Source organism: Legionella nigrisilvae (assembly GCF_977063395.2).
Genome location: NZ_CDRUGZ020000019.1, coordinates 223,273 through 242,133, shown reverse-complemented (window position 1 = coordinate 242,133; position 18,861 = coordinate 223,273). Strand labels below are relative to the sequence as shown.

The window sequence follows — 18,861 nt, the reverse complement described above, 5'->3', positions numbered from 1 at the left end:
TGACCTATAATTTTAATGTCCTTTAAATAATTAGGAGATAGGGAAATGAAGAAGTGTTCAATACTTTTAGGGCTGACACTAATAAGTTCATGTGTTTTTGCAATGGATCAATCAAATATGGGACAGATGAATATGAGTGAAAATCAATGTCCTAAAGGTAAGAAACAAACTGCAGCACTCGAAAAAGAATACTTGCAAATGATGGTTACCCATCATCAACAAGGGATACAAATAATGGAGCTGGCAATAAAGAAATCTCAAAATCCCAAAATTGTGGCTATTACAAAGAAAATGCTCGCACGTCAAAATAATGAGGTTACTAAGATGAAAGGATTACTTAGTAAATTACCTGCGACTTCTGATGCCAATTATCAAATTCCTGGAATGAAGCCTATGGAAATGAAGTCGTTTGATAACCTTTCAGGTAAGGAGTTCGATGATATGTATATCAGTGAAATGAGCGATCATTTTAAAGGAGGAATGCAAATGACGGCGTTCTTACTCAAATGTAGCCATAATCCTCAGATGAGAGAAATTCTGAAATCCATCCATAACAAACAAACTGATCTACAGAAATTAGAACAACTGAAATAGCAAAAAAACCTTACATTGAAGCCATTCTTGCTGATGAGAATGGCTATAAAATTTTCCAGATCCTAAATCAAGTTTGACAATCAATTTATTATTTCAATACAATGCAACAAATATCATTATTTGAGCAATTTGTTAATATGAGCGGCAAAGGTTTGCATTATTGGCGACAAGCTTGGAAAGATGCAGGATTTCTAGAAGATTATAAGAATGCTGATTATTTGTTAAAGCGTTACGCACGACAATCATTTACTTCGTACGGTAAAGAGGTCGCTGATTTTTATTTTGGGGAATCAAGAAGTATTTTTGTGCCCAGTATTAATTCTAAAAGTACTCGTTCAACTCCTGATAGAAAAAGTATGTCCAGTGTGATCCAAGATTTACAGATGATTCTTCATGGGCGGTCAATTTATGAAAAGGGTGATTTGCACAATATACTTATAGTCTTCGGAGAAAACACGAATGAGGACTATACACGCTCTTTTAATATTGTTAAAAAACCTTCTTTTCTCAATTTTATTTTTCTTGAATGGTTCTTTTCATTTTTGCAGAAGTGCTTTGGGAACGATCAACGTCACGAAAAAGAAAGTACCTACGCTCTGAACAATTAAGACTGTTGATTTTTTGGCTTTTGTTTGCTCCTCTATAACTTATAGTAAAATATAAAACTTGCCTACTTTTACGGTAGGCAAGCAAATTAAGATAAATGACGATTTGCATATACTTCCATTGCTGCAGTCAAAAACTCAACTAAATCAGGATGATACTTATTAAAGAAGTCACGAAAATCCGGGTGGTCCAAATAAATTTGTCCAAGCCCTATGTAAGATTCTTTTGTTGGGGTCCAACAATTATTCACCCAATCATAATGCTGTTGTATAAGGTCCTGAACCTTTTTTGAGTCTATTTTAAGGCCTTGTCTTATTGCATCAGCAAGTGCACGATTTAATTGCTCCCCGGATGCTTTAAATGCCTCCCAATCGGGCTTTTTCCAATGAGAAACTTTTTTCCAACTGTCATCAATTTGTTGCTCTGAAAGTACCCCAGCTTCAACTAGATATTTTTCATGTTCTTGTTGCTGGATGGGATCAAAACCTTCAAACATTTCTTCAATATTCATTTTATATTGTCCTCTTAAATGGGAAATGGTTTTATCAATCGTCTGTATGAGTGTTTGTGTTCGCTCAACATGAGATTGCAAAGAAGATTTTTGTTGTTGTAATGATTTTATTTTGTCGAAATCATTACAGCTCAAAATTTTCTTAATGTGATTAAGAGGAAACTCAAGTTCACGAAAAAACAGAATTTGCTGGAGTAAAAGTACCTGCTCTTCCTTATAATAACGATATTGATTATCGCCATAAAATGCAGGCTTCAATAAACCAATTTCATCATAAAAGCGTAAAGTTCGGGTGCTGATACCTGAAAGCTTAGCTAATTGTTTAATTGTATACCTCATATCGTATTCCTCTTAAGCCACAAGAGACACAATAAGGGTTAACGTTGCGGCAAGGTCAAGCAGTATCATCTATTTTATAAATTCTTGAATTTTCAGCAACTAAACGGTTTTCTAGAAACACACCACTCGCGCCAGGCTTTAATTTTATTGTTCATAAATTAATTTGTCTGCTATATTTGCGCTTTTTATGTGCAAATGTAAAGCTTTTGTCAATTTTATGTTCTAACTAATTCATTTTTAATTCCAATATATGAGTTGTTTAACGAATAAAATCCAAATAAATAAGAGAGTCATATATGAAAGTTATATCTGTTACAGGGATAAACCTTACTTTAACCAAATGGATAGTTAGTGAATCCAAATCTCCCTTAGATGAGGAGGATAATCTGTGCCTTTTTGAATGCAGTTCGTCAGAAGAAGCTCAGAAGATGATGGAAAATATTAAATTAGCATTCACGACTGATTATTCTATGGATGTGGATCTAGGGGAACACCCCCCTGCATTTCTCGATTACTATCTAGAAACCCATAGAAATTATGTCATTGCTTCAACGAATTTTTTAGAAAGGTATTTTGACGGAAAAGTTGAAGAAGTACCCAAAGAGAACCAATCTGAAAATAAATCATTCTTTATATACGCGTCAAATATGGGTGATGGTGATAACTCACATATCCGTATGATTATCGTAAATAACAACCAAAACTCACTAACAATTAAACCTATTTTAGCTGAACCAATGACAGAGGATCTCATTGATTTTTCGGAGGAATATTTAGGCGCTACTTCATATACTAAAAGGAATAAGACGAGTGCTCAAGTAAAAGAAGCATATAATTTTAATGGACTCTTTTCACCAAGTGATAATTTTAGTGTACTTTGGCTACCTGCCAAGTCTCATCATGGACGCCCAATGTTTACAGCCTATGGATGTTCAAGTCATAAAATTGCGAAAATGCTGGAAACAAAAATTAAAGAGGATGAAAAAAAGAAACAAAAGGCAACTCCGCTGGTGACTAATAGTGAACATATTACTCTAGTGTGTGAGGGACCTATTTTAATTGCTTCCAGAGACTATTTAGAACAAATTTATGGTACGCCAATACAGGTGTCATTAGTCAATGATTTAACCAAGCAAGGTCTTGCTGATAAACAGTCTAAACAACGAACCCTTGTTGTAGACAAAATGTATCTTGCATGGGATGAAAAAGTAAAATTAAGGAATCAGCCTAATCTTTTAAAGTTACAAGGAAGGACCACTCAAAGGTTTTTCCCACCCCAATTTGCTCCAACGGGAACCCATCTAAAGCCTATATATGTATCTCCATTTAATAGTAAAAACACCGTGGTTCCAATGCCTGATCCGCTAATTTATCCTAATATTTGTATAGAGGGTAAGACTATTGTTCCTAAACCTGATGCTCTACCTCTTCCTTTTATGTCTACTCAGCAAAAGTCGGGTACGAACCAGGAGGCCACGAAACTGACTGCTCCACGTGCTCAATCCATGTTCCATGATTCTAATTCCAATGAGCCTATTAAAACGTTTACTGAAGAAGAGTATTTGAGTTTCTTCAATTAATTAAAGCGTAGCCTGGTTGCAGAGCAACCAGGTGCGTTTGCAAATGCAGAAACCCTAATCTACTTTTTCACCAGTTGGTTTTCCACTAATTTTTGCTGGAGTTAGATTATTAGTAATACGAAAGACTGCTTTATCTACGCGTCGCTGAAGCATGATTTCAACCATTACGGTTTCGTTGGGATGGATGATTTGGTTCATATCCGCAAGCGAGGAATGAAAATCAAGGACTTTATAATAGGCAAGGGCTTGGGCACTTGACTCTGGGTAGGCCCTAATCCGGAATCCAAGATTACCTTGCATTTGGGGTGTATTAATCCCGGCTTCCATAATATCGTAGTCAAGAAAATAGGTCAGTTTTCCTCGATTATTTAGGTTTCTCTGTCGATCTACGAAGAACCCTTGAGGAAGCGCCTGTTCGCTATATTTTGGTCCAGCAGTTAAAAAAAGATCATAATCGGCAAGATGATTGCCTCGGTCATCAATAAGTCGAAAAACAATCATAGAGTAGCGATTGGTGATGTACTCACGCTTAAAGATAAGTGTGCTCACCATTTCGATGTGCTCATTATTCTGAGTTTCTTTAGTAAGTTTATCGAGCTCTATTGCTATTGCATTATAGGCAGCGGTATTTTTTACTTGCAGACAACGCATGACCCATATTGCTGTGGGGTGGGTTGCTGCATTAGCCAGAGTAACACTTCGAATGATTCCCATATTTTTTCCGGAATGCGCAAGCCGAGGCAGAACCCCAAATGCCATTGGTTTTGAGCGTATCATTTTGGAGACAACAAGATTTTCCCCATTATTTCCCTCCTGATGTAATTTCAACAAGCTATAATTCATATTTGTAGCCGCTACGCGTACTATCCCATCAGAGCCAGCTTCTCCCGTGTAGGAGTTTAGTGCATCATAAAGTTGTCGATCAATTTTCTGGCCCGTAAGTACAAAGGAATAGATTCCATGAGCAGTGCATTCATAATCAAGCCAACTTTCATTGAGTTGCCAGCTCATATCGCTTCCGAGCTCAAGCCAGTCAAGGACTTGCTGTCCTGGTTCAACACCTTCAAAAAAACTCTTAATGCGGCCTAAACGGGATTTACCAAGTTGGGCAAGGGCAGATCCGTGGTTGGAGGGGGCGAGCATGATAAGATGGCTTAATGGGCATTTTTCAAGATTATTCTTAAAATACAAATCCATCCATTTCCGAACAATTGGCCCACCAGTTGAATGAGTGATACACGCAAAACGTTCTCCATCGCCAAGCTTATCCGCAATTTCATCACGTAAGGCTTGATCAAATGCACGTGCTATATCGTCAACCGTTATTGAATCGTCAAAACTGATATAACGGCCGAGATAAATATTGCCCACTCGAATATTCAGTGTTTGATTCTTGCTCTGACTTTCAAGCCATTGAGGGAGTTCCCCATAACTATCGGTATTCGTGGCACTCCAACCATGGACGAAAATAACGATCATAACGCTCCTTAACTTAGTAGCTCACAACAGGCATTGCTGAGGACCTCGATGATATTAAATTATTTTAAACACGATCCTCAAGCATTTTTGGTCTTAGCATTTAAAGGCTAAGTTTGAATAGACTATGGGGAGAAGAATGAGATTGAGTCATGACCCTCCCTGCTAACTCAATTATTTTTGCAATAAGTTGATTGATATGTTTTGATAAAAAACGGGGCATAACCGAAGATACTTTTTGATTTTGATAGATGTCTTTTAGTTCATAATTCTTAAATCTCTTGTTAAATTACTAAAAAAAATCTGAAAATACCCAAGTATACGCAGATGTTTAGGGTGTAACCTGGTTGCTTGCAACGAGGTTACGTTCTTAACATATGTCATTAATCTTATTGAGGGTAAGTGATATTGGTTGACTCTAGAGGGGGACTTGTTATTGGACTATCTGGGTGGGTAAACATCCTAAGTGGGCATAAAGCGTTTGATTCGTTAACATCCACCCCATTTTGTTTTAACAGAGCAATCACTGGGTTTTTTTCAAACAGTAATTTTTTCGCAGTTTCGGAGCCATGTTTCGATGCTTCCTTTAAATAGAACAAAGCTTTTTCCGGATTAAATTCAACGAGGCCTATGACCTCTTTTCTTGCATTTGCATAAATTTCTGCCAGTAGAAATGCAGGGCGTTTTGAAAGTCCGGCGGATTCATCTCTAATGGAAAGGGTTAACGCATGTTCGAGTAATTTGATAGCCACCTTAGATTTAATCAAATCACATTCAAGCACGTTTTGTTCTTCAATGATATTCAAGGCTGCATAGGATAAACCTTCAGCATAGGGCATGTCATCAAGAGGTATATACACGAGCTTTTTCAAGGTATTCACATCGTTCATTGATAAATTTAACTCTTCTTGCAACTTCTCAATAACTGGATCAATCATCACTTTACTCTTTTCAAACTGAGCAAGTCTTTGTTCTACTCCTTTGATCATCTTGTTGACGTGACAAATATAATGGGAGGAAGGGAATAAGCCATTGAGCGGTTTATATCTTCTTAAAAAAACAAGATCCGCTAGGTTTTCTATTTCATAAGGCAGGTGCTGAAAGTTATATTCTTTATTCACTTCATCTAGATGTTCATTTTTATACTTAATAAGCTTACTCAACGCCAGATTTAATAACTCACCACGATTTAAAGCTGTAATTTCAATATGACTTTGCATAGAGTCCTCTGGTATTTTTAGTATAGAAAATACAGGTAACTACCCATATCTATCGAAGACTTATTTTATTTTGAGGTCAGATATTAATCAATTAAAATGTTAAATAAATATGCAAATACTCAGGTTTGAAATCAAATTTTTGGAGGATACAAAGGTGCTTGCTTGCCCCGTACATGCTTTGCTTATTGCACCTCTCGCTTATATATTTTATTTCAATTACTTTAAGGATTAGCTACTTCATAGATGTAGCGTTCGTACCGAAGATAAGTTTCTCTAAAAGCTAGGGGTAAAATGTTCTGGATTACCTCCTTTTTCATCTTCTCAATATTTTGATGGCCATCCCATTCCCAAGTGATTGAAAAATATCCATTCCATGTATAGCACCAGCCTGCTGATTCTTGTTCGCAATCATTCTTCCACTGAATATCACGTAAAAATTGATAGGGCTCTAACGCTTTACGAACACTGCCAGGGATGATGTGAGATTGATTTACCATATGGATGTGGTTACGCTCATAAACGAGCTGAACTTCCTCTCGAAAAGCAAAACGATCGCCAAAAAGTGATTGTTCTACTTCAAGCAGGAAGGTGTCCTTTGCGAGAGGCTGAGAGGGCGGGTCTTGGGTTACGGTGAGTTTCACCGTTCCGCTTTTATAAAAATCTTCCACAAGTTCTTGAACGATGTAGGCTGTGGGATAGTAATTTTGATAGGAAGCATGCCCACAAGCAGGAAGCGCAAAATGGAAACGATAAAGAGTTCCTTCATTACTAATTTGTATGTTTGCAGCGTTAGGAACGCGAATGTCTTTGCACTCAGGAATGCGAACTTCTTTAGGAGATTGTGCGGCATGAACAGCATGTGCTTCAAAAAAGCAGAGACTTATCATTAAAAAAAGAAAGCTCATCTTAAATGCAGTGATGGATTTCATATGGACTCCTGAATTAAAGATGAAAAATAGTAAGGTTACCTAGTGGATGCATGAAAAGCAATAGCGATTTACCTTACAAATTATTTGTCTCCAAAACCCATAATTAAGTTATGATGTGATGATAATACCCTTATTACTCATTCTTAGGTTATTAAACAAGGTATTCCCTATGTCTTATAACTGGACCCACACAAAAAAGGTGCTTCGATGAAGATTACGGAGATTCATATTGCGCAATTAACAATTCCCTTAATTCGCCCCTTTATTACTGCCGTAAGACGTACCGAATGTGTTGAAGATGTAGTGGTAATGATAAAAACAGATTGTGGCCATTGGGGCTATGGTTCCGCCGCGTCAACCCCAGCAATTACTGGCGACAGTACCGAATCGATTATCACTGCTATTAAAACCATCCTCGGCCCCCAGTTAATTGGGCGAAGTATTGCTGAATTAAATTTATTACTCCAATTGAATAATCAATCCATAGCCGGCAATACTTCTGCGAAAGCTGCCATGGATATTGCATTGCATGATTTATTTGCCCAACATAGAGGTTTACCCCTTTATAAATTATTGGGTGGTACTACGAATAGCATTAGCTCGTGTATTACAATAAGCGTTAAAGAGATTGACGCTATGGTGCAGGATGCGCTTGAGCTCGTTCAGCAAGGGCATCAAACTATAAAAATTAAATTAGGAGTAAATCCAATTGAAGACATTGAACGCGTCCGTGCAATTCGCCAAGCGGTAGGTCATACAATCACGTTACTTGTCGATGCCAATCAGGGCTGGTCTTATGAAGATGCGTTAATGGTTATTAATTCTTTAAAACAACAACATTTGAATATCCCCTTGGTCGAACAACCTATTCATGCTCAAGATCTCGCGCACTTAAAGGCGATTAGTGAACAGGTTGATTGTCTTATCATTGCCGACGAGGCATGTTTTTCTCCTGAAGATACGCTGAATCTTGCAAAAATTAATGCCTGTGATGGTGTCAATATTAAGTTGATGAAATCAGGGGGCCTTGAGAATGCGCAATCAATTTATAATATTGCTAAAACAGCACACATGAACATCATGGTCGGTTGTATGCTGGAATCACCCATTGGCATCGCTGCGATAGCGAGTTTTGCTCTAAGTAAGCCGGATATCCTCTATGCGGACCTAGATCCTATTTATTTAATTCGTGACAACTATGTACTTGGCGGAGCGCAACGCCTTGGCAGTAAGATTATTTTGTCAGACAAGCCGGGTTTGGGGATTGAAGGAATTACTCAAGGATTAAATCAGATTGGGATGATCCAATAATGTTATTTTACATTCAGCTGGCCAGTTTAAGCATTATTGTTCTTTATGCGGTACTGTTATTTCGCAATGTCGATGCTTTAATAGCGACTGCAATTTGTGTCGGACTGGGTTATTTGTGGAATCTAAGTAGCCCCATCGACATTGGAAATTCTATGGCGAATGCTTTAGGCTCCTTCATGGCCTTAGTGGGTTTTATTATCATGTTAGGTCATGGATTGGGCGAGATCTTAACGCATACCCAGGTCAGTCATACTTTGGTGCATCAAATTGTGTATGGAATTGGAATTAATACCCAACGACGCGCTAAAATTGGCATTGTGCTTTCTTCTTTTATTATTGTAGGTTTGCTGGGCACTTTAGCGGGCGGATTGGCAATTTTAGCACCCAGCTTACGTCCGATTGCTGGGTCTGTAGGACTATCGCGACCGAGTTTGGCGGTATTAATGCAGGCTTCAGCGGAGGAAGCTTTAATTCTTGGCCCTTTTGCCCCCCCAGTCGTGGCTTTATTAGGCGTTACAGGACTAAATTACCAGACGGTCCTGCTTTATGCATCTCTTCCGGTGGCCCTGGTTACTTTAATTACGACCTGGGTTATGGCGAATCGATTACAACAAAAGTATGCGCATGAATCTTGCGAAGATGAGGACACTTCAGAGCCATTTGTGCCCAGTAAACAACAAAAGCGCACTACCCTACTGTTTTTGATTTCGTTTATGGCTTGCCTGATTTATGGCCTATTTTCGCATGCGAAAACTTCTTATGTTATTTTTGTTATGTTATTTCTAGGGCTTAGTACAGGATTGGTGAGCAAATTAGGCTTAAATCAAATTTTTAGGTTATTCGTTGAGGGAATGCGTAAAAGTTTACACCTTTTCTTTTTATTTATTTTATTCGATCCTTTTATGGTTTTAATTCATCAAGCAGGAGGATTTAGTGCTTTAACCGAACTATTAACTCCTTTAATTAATGTAGGGGGTAAGCCGATATTATCGATGTTAATTGGCTTTACCGGTGCATTTGGCATGCCTGGGGCCGCGGAAGCAACGATTAAAATGTTGCATCAGCTCTTTTATCCAAGTGTGCTGCAAATGCAATTGCCCATGATCGCATTCGCTTTATGCATGATCTTTGCTACCCGTGTTACAAATTATGCTTATCCGGGGGCGAATATGTTTGCTGCGATGGGTTTTGCTGGAAGCGAAAATGTCAAAGCAATGATACAAAATGGATTAACCGTTACTGCAGCACAAGTTTTATTTCTGATTGTATATAGTTTATTTCTATAATTTGAGTCAGTCTATTATGCTGAAGCAACGGCATTGAATGAACAATTTAAGACCGTTGCTCATCTTACTCTATAAAATATAAATTTAGGGGGTTAAAGGGTCCATCGCATGTTCTCCTGGTTGCGATGAGGAGGCATCATAGTCATAAATACCTCTTTCTTTTAAAGCGGTTGAAGCTACCCTGGTCAACATAGCCATAGCGGATACGGGTAGTAAAATAAGATCGATTAAGGCCTGGCAAAAAAGTTGAACTATATTATTGGTTGCTTCAAAAGCCCATGAGGATATTTGCTTCGAACCCATCGCTTTACCAGCAGTCTCTACCCCAAATAATACCGCAACCCCCCCCAACACTATCAAAGGAATTTCTAATGCTCGCATAGGATCAAAAATAATCAAACCAAGGAAAGCAGCAGAAATGAATGTATGACGAGCACAATAAATATATTCTGTGGTCGACTCATAAGGCTTAAAAAACATTTGTCCCCATGTAAAGGGAGTCTTTGGTACCAGCGTATCTGATAATAGATGATTCTCGATAGCTTTTTGTGAACCAGTCAAATAGCCTATAGAAATTTTTTTTAACACGTTCTTTCCTAATTATTCAATGTGGTGGCCTTTTACATTATTTTTCAGCTCTTATCAAGAAATTTTGGTGGCAGAACCCAGATTTAGCGGGGGGTAAATAAATTGCAGTAATTAGTAAATATATCCACACAATTTTGGCATTGAAACATTGGAAATGAGTATCGACTCTCTGATTGCTGCTAAAGAGCGCAATCAGAGAATATAATTATTGATTCGTTTGAGGAGGGGTTGTAGTTTGATTACCTGATTTAATATCAGAATTTAAGATCACACTCTCAAAATTTTGGTTCGCTCCTACAACCAGTAATCCATTATTAAGCTTATAAAAATAAACGCAATCTTCCTTTCCATTGAACCAGTGTTCCCAAGTCATGCAAACGCTGCCGTCTTCTTTTACAAGCCAGGTTCCTTTATCGTTTTGGGGAGCTCCCTCGGTTGGTTTCGCAAATCCTCCCATCATCTTACCGTCTTTACCATAGTAGCCGGTAAAACTATTGGCGAGTAATTTATCATTTAGGGTAGCAGCTGATATTGTGGTGATCGTTTTATCAGTAATGGCTTCCGTCACTTCCGCTTTACTCATAGAGGAAATAGATGCAGCGAAACTTAGTGAGGAAGTTGTCAAAAGAGCAGCAACTATAGGTAGAGTTTTCATAATTATTCATTCCTTGAAAATTTAATATTTATATAACTAACACAAGAATAGCAGAAATTAAAGAAAGAGTATTTCTATTTCAGGATGCTTTGAACGTTGCATGGTAAAAAGGGTGGATCACACCCCTGGGGTATCCTCCCTTCTTTTAGGCACCATGTCATTGCTTATAATGTTCTCCCGCGGATGCAGGAACTAATTCCTTATGGTGTCTTTGAGATAGATTCTCGGCTAAGCCTTGTTGCGTAGGGAGATTGCTATCAGAATGTAAGTCCAACCACTGATGATCATATCAATCGCAATAAACAACCCGATGACCCATAATCCACTCATTGGCCAGTGCAATAGAATCATAATACCGAGTATTAAGGAGCATATTCCTGCAAATAAGATCCAACCCCAGCCATGCGTATTTCGTAAGGATATGGACATGCTAATGCGAACAATACCAATAACAATAAGCGTCCATGCCAATAACGCTGTTATGATGGTCGATGCTAATAAAGGATCATATAAAACAATAACGGCGCCAATTATGTAGAGTATTGCTACGAGAATTTGCCAAACCGTACCTTTCCATTCTTTATGTTTAAACGCATCAGCAAAGTGCGATAATCCTGAAATCAAAAGTAAGGCGGCAAAAAAATACATGCTGACTATGGTTAAAAAGATGTCCATTCCCAAGCCAATCATCCCAAAAATCAAGAGTAAAATTCCAAAACCTAAAAACCATCCCCTATGGCGTTGGATGATTTTTGTATCGGGATGAAGCGTATCAATATTCGTATGTTCCATATCAGTTCCTTTTGATGATGTACTTTAAATATAGCTTATTATTGAAATGAATATAAATCAGTTGCCTACTGTTTAACTGTTAATTATCTAAACCTAAAGCCTTTTCTATAGTGGGACGGATAGACAATAAACTATAGCGGTTTTTCTTTTTATCTTCAGCATCGCGGGCCAATTGTCCGTTCATCACAAAGGCCCATATTTTCTTAGATTCGGGATATTCCGGGCCATGATGTACCCAATTGCTCCCATCCCCGCGACCATGATCCGTAGTTATTATGACCAGGGTTTGTTTGTCTATCCCCTTATTTTTTAAATAGCTCAAAATTTCATCGAGTACCCCATCATAATAGGACAATATCTTGTAATAGGCTGTTCTATCATTGACGTGGGCCGCCTCATCGGCATCATTTAATGAGATCCATAAGAAGCGAGGTTGAAAGGTAATAAAATAATGCCATGCTTGGGCAAACGTGTAACGATCATAACGATCGTTGCCTTTAGGGTGATCCTCAAGTTGTTTTTGGTTCAATTCCTTCATTACTTGATCTGGTTTTAAATGGTTAGGATCATAGACTGATTCATTTCCATTATTATTGAATGTTGTCCCTGGAATATGCTCTACAGCATAGGCAATCTCAGGCCAAGAGGAAAAGATTGCCACATCCTTTTTAGGTAGATGCAATTGCTGAATAATAACTTCTGGCAAAGTTTCAACTTTAATTCTACCGCACTTATTATCTGCGCAGGGTTGTACCGCCCCGGCCATTTGACTTTGATATGAAGGAAGACTTATCGGTACTGAAGCGGTGTACATAGGCTTATTGCCCCTAGGGTTTCCATAAAAAATAACTTTGTTCGCATGCATTTGCCAAAATTTTGGCAAATGCTGCTGATTTTGATAAATATCTTGCCAACGAACACCGTCCAAAGTGATATAAATAACCTGATTTATTTTCGTAGCAATAGGAGACACTTTGTCTCCGAAAGCTAGAGTGCAAAACAAGAATCCTAAAATTACCATCATCCGCTGAGTGAACATAAAGACTCCAAAATTGCAAAGAGAAATCGGTTCTATCCTGATTTCAAATCACAAGAATTTATCAGGAATATTTTATTAAGTATTTATTAATTCAGGAAAACGCAAATTGGTAAAGAATTTTTATTTATAGTTCAGGTAAATCGAAAAAAGGTCATTAGTCACTCGAATAAAGAGCTCATACAAAAACTAAGTCCGGCCTTTCTTGGAATAACCTCCTAATTCGTATTGGGATTCATTTTGATTTCTATCTCTTTTCTGAGGATTAAAAAAGGGCTCATAGAACATTCGAGCTGATTCTGGATAAATTGTTTTATAATTTCCCCTTGCAAGAATGGTGGTCCAATTGGATAACTTTTGAATTTTATAATCCATGTCTTGAGCAGCGCGATAGGGATCGCGTTCATTTATTTTTTTAAAACATGCTATAGAAAAAACGATATTATTTTGTAATTCACTAAGAAAATATTTTTTGAAGGGGGGATCGAGTTCACCTGCTTTATTGAACTTTATGATTGAATCATGCAATCTTTTTGCATGATTCAGCAAACTATCCATTAATTTACCATATGTAATGACTTCTTCGAATTCATCGCATGATTGAAAAACGGTACTGGCTTGAGTCATATAAAATTTTTTTAACCACTCCGCTAAGGTGCCAGTAGGAAGCTCTATTATTTGTAGCTCATTACAAAAATTGCAGACTTTTGATGCCTGTGCATAATGTTTTTGATATTTATATGCTTTGAGACCGTCTCTAATTTTGGGTAAATTTATTTTAATATCCGCCATATTGTGGCGGTAATGATCTAGCCTTGCATGCAAATTATCTATATCTTTTTTACAGTTCAATTCAATAATGGATACAAATTTACCTAATGTTGGGAATAACTTTTCTTGTTCTTCTACGGTTAACTTTAAAGAATGGATCTCGCTAACAAGCAGACAAAATTGAGTCTCCAATGTTAAATAATCTATGTAAGTCTCTAGAGTATTGCATAAATCATGAATAGTATTTGGCGTTATTTGTTGAGGAAAATTACCAGAGAGAATATCCATTAACCCCATGCGAATAAAACTTTGTTTTGGACTTTCATACATTTTATAAATTCGACAAAGCGCGTCGAATTTATCGATCGCCGATTCTACGAGATGGAAATAACTCCGCATTTCAGGATGATTTTGTTCTAATTTATTTTTAGTTGTATATAACTGATGTAGTTCTTTTAAAAACTTGAAATCATTAGGTTGAGGGTAGCTCTGCGATTTATTGTGAAGATTGGAATAAAAAATGATTAATTGATTTTTATTTGAACTGGATAAACGGTTCCACCAATTAATTAAAATGGCTTTTTCTGAGGCCGTATCATAGCGTAGTTGATAAGCTTCTGGCTGGACTTCTGTTTTTCCAATGACATACGGGTGTGCAAGTTGTAATAAAAGCGTGTAGAACTCCTCTTCACTTTTACCCCGTGCTTGTTTGAATAATGTATGGGCAAGAATGCCTTCAATGCTAATGATTTCCGCAAAATCAGCCCAATTCCCACCAAGAAGAACTTCAAAAGCAGAGCGAACTTTTAAGGATCCTAATTCTACCTCTACCCCATCGGTATAAAAAATTTGTGGAATTTCCGATTGATAACAAGGCAGTTCCCAAACGGTTCCCTCCGTCGCGATTAAATGGGTCTGTTCTCCATCATGGGTCAATCCACTCGTTCCCCCAGTTAATTGAATAACTTCTGCAATTTCGGAGTCTAAAAAAAGAAAGTGAATATATTTGTAATTGGTACTATATTCCAGGGTCGAGTCTAATCCTAGCCCTTTTTTGTATTCAAAAGTACTCAAATAACCTGAATCGACATATCCAGTTATATTGCTAGGGAGCAGATTTAAATGCATAGCCGGAGTTGCATTATATTTCTCCACTGTCTTAGGAAGTATGCAGGGTGAATTATCCGTTCTTAAAAATAACTTACGTGAAGATGGTTTAGAATTTAGTTCAAATTTGTTATCCACAAAAGCCTCTACAAACTAAACTTTGATTATAATGATTTGATTTATTTCAATCAATATGGCGTCTTATTTGCCATATTTCTTTAACAAAGATTGGATCAAAACCATACCTGCGTTTCTCTTATTCCAGATTTTTTGAAACTAGCCATGACTATGTTGATAGTTGTATTTGTATAAGCGCGCTATGTATTAGATGAACTTAAGTTCTATAATTTGATGATAACTTCCGAAAAGAAGTAGATATGAACGCTCTCTATAAACAGCTGATTCGATCTTCAGTTTTAGGAATGCTTGTGTTTCTGGCGCTTCTTTTTATTCCTGCAGGTACCCTAAACTATTGGCAAGGTTGGGTTTATCTGGTGGTAATTATTAGTGCATCTGCTGCCTACAGTATATATCTTGCAATACATGATCCTGCTCTCCTTAAGCGGCGTACTGAAGTCGGGATAGCCTATGAAAAGGAACCTATTCAGAAAATAATTATCTTTTTTCTCTATATTGCCTGCCTGGTACTGATCCTGCTACCGCCGCTCGATGTACGTAATGGATGGTCATTAGTGCCGTGGTATGTTTCCATTCTCGGTGACCTGTTCGTGATGTTCTCATTCTACATGTTCTATCTGGTTTCAAAAGTGAACACCTATGCTGCTGCCAATATTCGTGTGGAAAAAGGACAGAAAGTAATTACCACAGGCCTATACGGATTGGTTCGTCATCCGATGTACTTTGGAGCCCTATTTCTTTTTATTGGTACGCCGCTTGCACTCGGTTCATTGTGGACCTTGCTTTTGCTTCCCATTTTCATATTCCTTTTAGTTGCTCGTATCTTAAATGAGGAAAAAATACTCGTCCATGATTTACCCGGATATACGGACTATCAAAAAAAAGTCACAACTCGGCTTATACCGTTCATATGGTAATAGTGGAGGAATGCTTAGCCGGTATGGATGTCTGGTTGCTAGCAATCAGGTATTACGTACTATAATTTTAATTTGAGGAGTTAAGATTATGGAAGCTGATTTATTTGATAATTATCAAGATATTCTCTCCCGTTATGGGTATGATGAGAATGATTTCGACTTAATTGAGCAAGATGAAACGGATTACACCCAAAATCCTTATCTTATACTTGGCAAAGTAAGTATTAGGTGCAAAGCCACAGATATAACCAAAACGTACAATACGGGTTATGCAACCATATGGCCAACTGATTTTGAAGAGGATTTAAGAAATGGGTATTTCAAAGATACCTTCAAAGCTTGAATTATTGCGAAACTTGGATTGAACCTGGTTGCGAACAACCAGGCTACGTTGGAGTTTAAAGAAAAGTTTTCTGAGTCTTATCCACGTTTCGGAAGGGCTATATATAATGAGCCTGGATGATTTAGCTGATTTGCTTCCACACCCGCCTGGTCTCCCTCTCCCGTATAAACATCCACATGAGCCCCCATAATAGCGCCCCCAGTGTCTTGGGCTACGCACCAAGATGTCGATTTTTTGCAATTGTAGATAAAACTCATACCAACAGGGATTACCTTGTGGTCTGTTGCACATGAAGCATGGGGGGTTAGAGAAATATTTTCTGAACCATAAGGGCCGCCATCTTCTTTAGTAAAAAATACATAGCTTTGATCTCGATTGCGCAAGTCGGCAGCTTTATCACGGTTAAGCGGGTTATCTAAATATTGGCGAATCAACTGTTCCGATGCTGCACTTTGTCTAATTTTTTTAGACACATTACAACGTAATTTTGCTTCATCATGACATTTAGGATCTTTAGCACACCGTTCCATTGTGTCCAGGTTCCCGCCGCAGGTCGGATCTTGCGCGCATTGGACTATGCGACCCAGCATAGTGCGTGGCCTGCCGTTGGCCCCATCGTAATTGATGTGGAATAATTTGCCATCAAGAATTAATGAACCAGAGCCTTCAAGCATTAAAAAAGCGGGATCATTTGGGTCTTTAACGTAGCCAAGTATATATTTGGGATTTAAAGCTCCGTGTTCAATCTCTTCTCGGTCGGGCACTACGGAGTATGTGCCATCTGCATTCTTCAGACAAAATCCACGTGCCATTTTAGTGAGTGGGTCAACCCCACAAAGAGGCGCTTTCAAATTATATTTTTTGCATTCCGAAGCTACATGCACCACACCAGGATTACTATACATAGGATATAAAAATGCACCGCCACGTTTGGTGCGTGCCTCAACAGGAGCTGGTGCATAATAAGCAGTAAATTGAAACTCACCCTTTTTAAATCCCGCATGATTTTCGGGCCAGCCATCGCTTTTATACCAGTCAAATTCGGTTTTGATGCTCGATAAATATTTTTTAAAATCGCCACGGGCGGATTTTGCAAGAGCGAGCATTTTCTCGTTGATATTATGACACCATTCTTGTCGTTTATATGTATGACCCGCGATGGTCATTGCTTGAAATTCACCTCGATGTTTCTTGCAGTTTTCAATCTGATTATTCAATGCTTTAATCACTTCGCCCATATTGCCGGCTGGATTATCTAACGGTAGCTCAGATGCTGAAATTTTATGAAATTTAAAGCGCAACACTCCGGGCTCTTTGGCGGCCATTTTCTGTCGTGTGGTGAAGTCGGCGAACCTTCTAACATCTAAGCAGCGCTGAATTGGATCATCAGGGAGGGCTGCTTGAGCGATGAGGCTAAATGTCATAAGTGCAAATATTAAAATGGATTGAAACATTGGTATCCTTTACCCAACCATGATGATGTAAGTAGGATTATATAGGACTATTGGTCAGTCATCAAAGAGAGGAATTTTACACGCATTGTACCGTTAACGGGTGTAGCTGATTTGCTTTGAATAATTGATTAAAATGTGTTCAGTTGATATGATTTGACGTAGTTAGTAAATTTTTAACTCAAAACGGTAATTATCATTTTATCATTAAAGGTTCCTGTATGCGTCATAAAAAAGAAGTGATTGACACGCCTAAAAATACAGCTAAGCAAAACAACTCCCTCTCAAGCGAAATTGCGAATTTTAAAGTTTTTGTATTTCAACCCGATGAGGAGTTTTTTTATTCTTCTTTTGAGGAACGGTTAAACATTTTAGAAAAACGCATTCTTCTTGCTAAAAAAACGCTGCAAGAAACAGCTAGCAATGAAATGAATCATCCTTCTCCTAAAAGTAAAAAAACAAGCTTACCCTGGTCTATAATGTTTAAAGTGCTAAAAAAGGAAGAAAAACAATTAAAGCCGCCTGCAATGACACCACCGCGAGCAATATTTGTAGCACCGGAGTATCTTTTTAAAGATCAATCCGAAACCTGTTATCACAAATATTATTCTCAAACGCAAAAAAATTTATTTAAAAAAAGAATACAAGAACTGTCCAAAGACACAGACATGTTAATTGCTCCAGGAACATTTTGTTGGTATAAAAAATCAAAGCACGATTCCCAAAATTATTATCGCAACACGGCATATTTTTTCCATCGTGGCCAGGTAGAAAAATACAAAAAAAGATATCCCCATACAAATTATGATTTTGATTATACTGATGAAGGTTTTTTAAATTACTTGGATTTACGTCGAATTTTTTTCAAATCAGGGATGGAGGACACCTTAGTTAAGGAGTTTTCTGGACTGAAGTTGGGCGTGGAAATTTGTTACGATAGTGTACAAAGCTCTTTATCTAATTTTGTTAATGACAACAATATATCTTTGGATGTACAGCTGATTATCGCTGATGGCGCAGAAAAACCTAATTTAGTAGCTCGCCCGGGGACCCTATTTATTAAGGTTGAAAAAAAAGCTGCTCACACGGAGATAGGTACGATAATTAACACTTCCGATTCCACTATTGGGATACAACCCGCTATCTATTTGGGTGATTTGGAAGAGAACGAGCTCAAGTCTTTTAAATTTAGGTGAAGCATAGTCTGTTTG

At 37.8% G+C, this 18,861-nt stretch carries 18 protein-coding genes; 8 read left to right on the top strand and 10 right to left on the bottom strand.

The genetic code is table 11. From position 1 onward, the window contains the following. Window positions 1-45 precede the first annotated feature (45 nt). The gene (locus ACWTE2_RS06095; protein ID WP_454784625.1) at window positions 46-594 is read left to right on the top strand and encodes a DUF305 domain-containing protein; all 549 of its coding nucleotides are present in this window, start codon (window positions 46-48) and stop codon (window positions 592-594) included. Window positions 595-731: 137 nt separating this feature from the next. Beyond that, a complete protein-coding gene (locus ACWTE2_RS06090; RefSeq protein ID WP_454784624.1) occupies window positions 732-1,202 on the top strand; it encodes a hypothetical protein in 471 nt (156 codons plus the stop codon). An 86-nt stretch (window positions 1,203-1,288) separates the two neighbouring features. Here ACWTE2_RS06090 and ACWTE2_RS06085 read toward each other — a convergent pair whose 3' ends face one another. Beyond that, on the bottom strand, window positions 1,289-2,050 hold the full coding sequence (locus ACWTE2_RS06085; protein WP_454784623.1) for a MerR family transcriptional regulator: 762 nt from the start codon (window positions 2,048-2,050) through the stop codon (window positions 1,289-1,291). Between the two features lie 296 nt (window positions 2,051-2,346). Here ACWTE2_RS06085 and ACWTE2_RS06080 point away from each other — a divergent pair, with 296 nt between their 5' ends. Next, entirely contained in the window at window positions 2,347-3,630 is a 1,284-nt protein-coding gene (locus ACWTE2_RS06080; protein WP_454784622.1) for a hypothetical protein, read from the top strand. A gap of 54 nt (window positions 3,631-3,684) precedes the next feature. Here ACWTE2_RS06080 and plaB read toward each other — a convergent pair whose 3' ends face one another. From plaB to ACWTE2_RS06065, 3 genes are all read right to left on the bottom strand, one after another. After that, on the bottom strand, window positions 3,685-5,109 hold the full coding sequence (plaB, locus tag ACWTE2_RS06075) for a phospholipase PlaB (RefSeq protein WP_454784621.1): 1,425 nt from the start codon (window positions 5,107-5,109) through the stop codon (window positions 3,685-3,687). A gap of 386 nt (window positions 5,110-5,495) precedes the next feature. Beyond that, entirely contained in the window at window positions 5,496-6,326 is an 831-nt protein-coding gene (locus tag ACWTE2_RS06070) for a hypothetical protein (RefSeq protein ID WP_454784620.1), read from the bottom strand. A 221-nt stretch (window positions 6,327-6,547) separates the two neighbouring features. Further along, on the bottom strand, window positions 6,548-7,255 hold the full coding sequence (locus ACWTE2_RS06065) for a hypothetical protein (RefSeq protein ID WP_454784619.1): 708 nt from the start codon (window positions 7,253-7,255) through the stop codon (window positions 6,548-6,550). Window positions 7,256-7,462: 207 nt separating this feature from the next. Between ACWTE2_RS06065 and ACWTE2_RS06060 the strand changes: the two genes are divergently transcribed. After that, window positions 7,463-8,566 carry a dipeptide epimerase gene (locus tag ACWTE2_RS06060; RefSeq protein ID WP_454784618.1) on the top strand — a complete coding sequence of 368 codons (1,104 nt, stop codon included), beginning with the start codon at window positions 7,463-7,465 and terminating at the stop codon, window positions 8,564-8,566. Continuing rightward, complete coding sequence (locus ACWTE2_RS06055; RefSeq protein WP_454784617.1) at window positions 8,566-9,852, top strand: Na+/H+ antiporter NhaC family protein; 1,287 nt, start codon at window positions 8,566-8,568, stop codon at window positions 9,850-9,852. Before ACWTE2_RS06060 ends, ACWTE2_RS06055 begins: the two co-directional genes overlap by 1 nt. A gap of 84 nt (window positions 9,853-9,936) precedes the next feature. Here the strand turns inward: ACWTE2_RS06055 and ACWTE2_RS06050 are convergent, their stop codons facing one another. The 5 genes from ACWTE2_RS06050 to ACWTE2_RS06030 form a co-directional block, all read right to left on the bottom strand. Then, entirely contained in the window at window positions 9,937-10,440 is a 504-nt protein-coding gene (locus ACWTE2_RS06050; RefSeq protein ID WP_454784616.1) for a hypothetical protein, read from the bottom strand. Window positions 10,441-10,645: 205 nt separating this feature from the next. Further along, the gene (locus ACWTE2_RS06045; protein WP_454784615.1) at window positions 10,646-11,095 is read right to left on the bottom strand and encodes a hypothetical protein; all 450 of its coding nucleotides are present in this window, start codon (window positions 11,093-11,095) and stop codon (window positions 10,646-10,648) included. Between the two features lie 228 nt (window positions 11,096-11,323). Next, complete coding sequence (locus tag ACWTE2_RS06040; RefSeq protein WP_454784614.1) at window positions 11,324-11,887, bottom strand: HdeD family acid-resistance protein; 564 nt, start codon at window positions 11,885-11,887, stop codon at window positions 11,324-11,326. A 79-nt stretch (window positions 11,888-11,966) separates the two neighbouring features. Further along, window positions 11,967-12,926, bottom strand: a complete 960-nt coding sequence (locus ACWTE2_RS06035; RefSeq protein WP_454784613.1) for an alkaline phosphatase family protein — start codon at window positions 12,924-12,926, stop codon at window positions 11,967-11,969. 186 nt (window positions 12,927-13,112) lie between these two features. Continuing rightward, window positions 13,113-14,939 carry a hypothetical protein gene (locus ACWTE2_RS06030; RefSeq protein ID WP_454784612.1) on the bottom strand — a complete coding sequence of 609 codons (1,827 nt, stop codon included), beginning with the start codon at window positions 14,937-14,939 and terminating at the stop codon, window positions 13,113-13,115. 239 nt (window positions 14,940-15,178) lie between these two features. On the opposite strand from ACWTE2_RS06030, the gene ACWTE2_RS06025 reads away from it, so the two are divergent. Beyond that, on the top strand, window positions 15,179-15,856 hold the full coding sequence (locus ACWTE2_RS06025) for a methyltransferase (protein ID WP_454784611.1): 678 nt from the start codon (window positions 15,179-15,181) through the stop codon (window positions 15,854-15,856). Window positions 15,857-15,944: 88 nt separating this feature from the next. Continuing rightward, window positions 15,945-16,199 carry a hypothetical protein gene (locus ACWTE2_RS06020; protein WP_182391856.1) on the top strand — a complete coding sequence of 85 codons (255 nt, stop codon included), beginning with the start codon at window positions 15,945-15,947 and terminating at the stop codon, window positions 16,197-16,199. A 77-nt stretch (window positions 16,200-16,276) separates the two neighbouring features. Here ACWTE2_RS06020 and ACWTE2_RS06015 read toward each other — a convergent pair whose 3' ends face one another. Further along, on the bottom strand, window positions 16,277-17,653 hold the full coding sequence (locus tag ACWTE2_RS06015; RefSeq protein WP_454784610.1) for an MltA domain-containing protein: 1,377 nt from the start codon (window positions 17,651-17,653) through the stop codon (window positions 16,277-16,279). Window positions 17,654-17,871: 218 nt separating this feature from the next. Between ACWTE2_RS06015 and ACWTE2_RS06010 the strand changes: the two genes are divergently transcribed. After that, entirely contained in the window at window positions 17,872-18,846 is a 975-nt protein-coding gene (locus tag ACWTE2_RS06010) for a carbon-nitrogen hydrolase family protein (protein WP_454784609.1), read from the top strand. The last annotated feature ends 15 nt before the right edge of the window (window positions 18,847-18,861 follow it).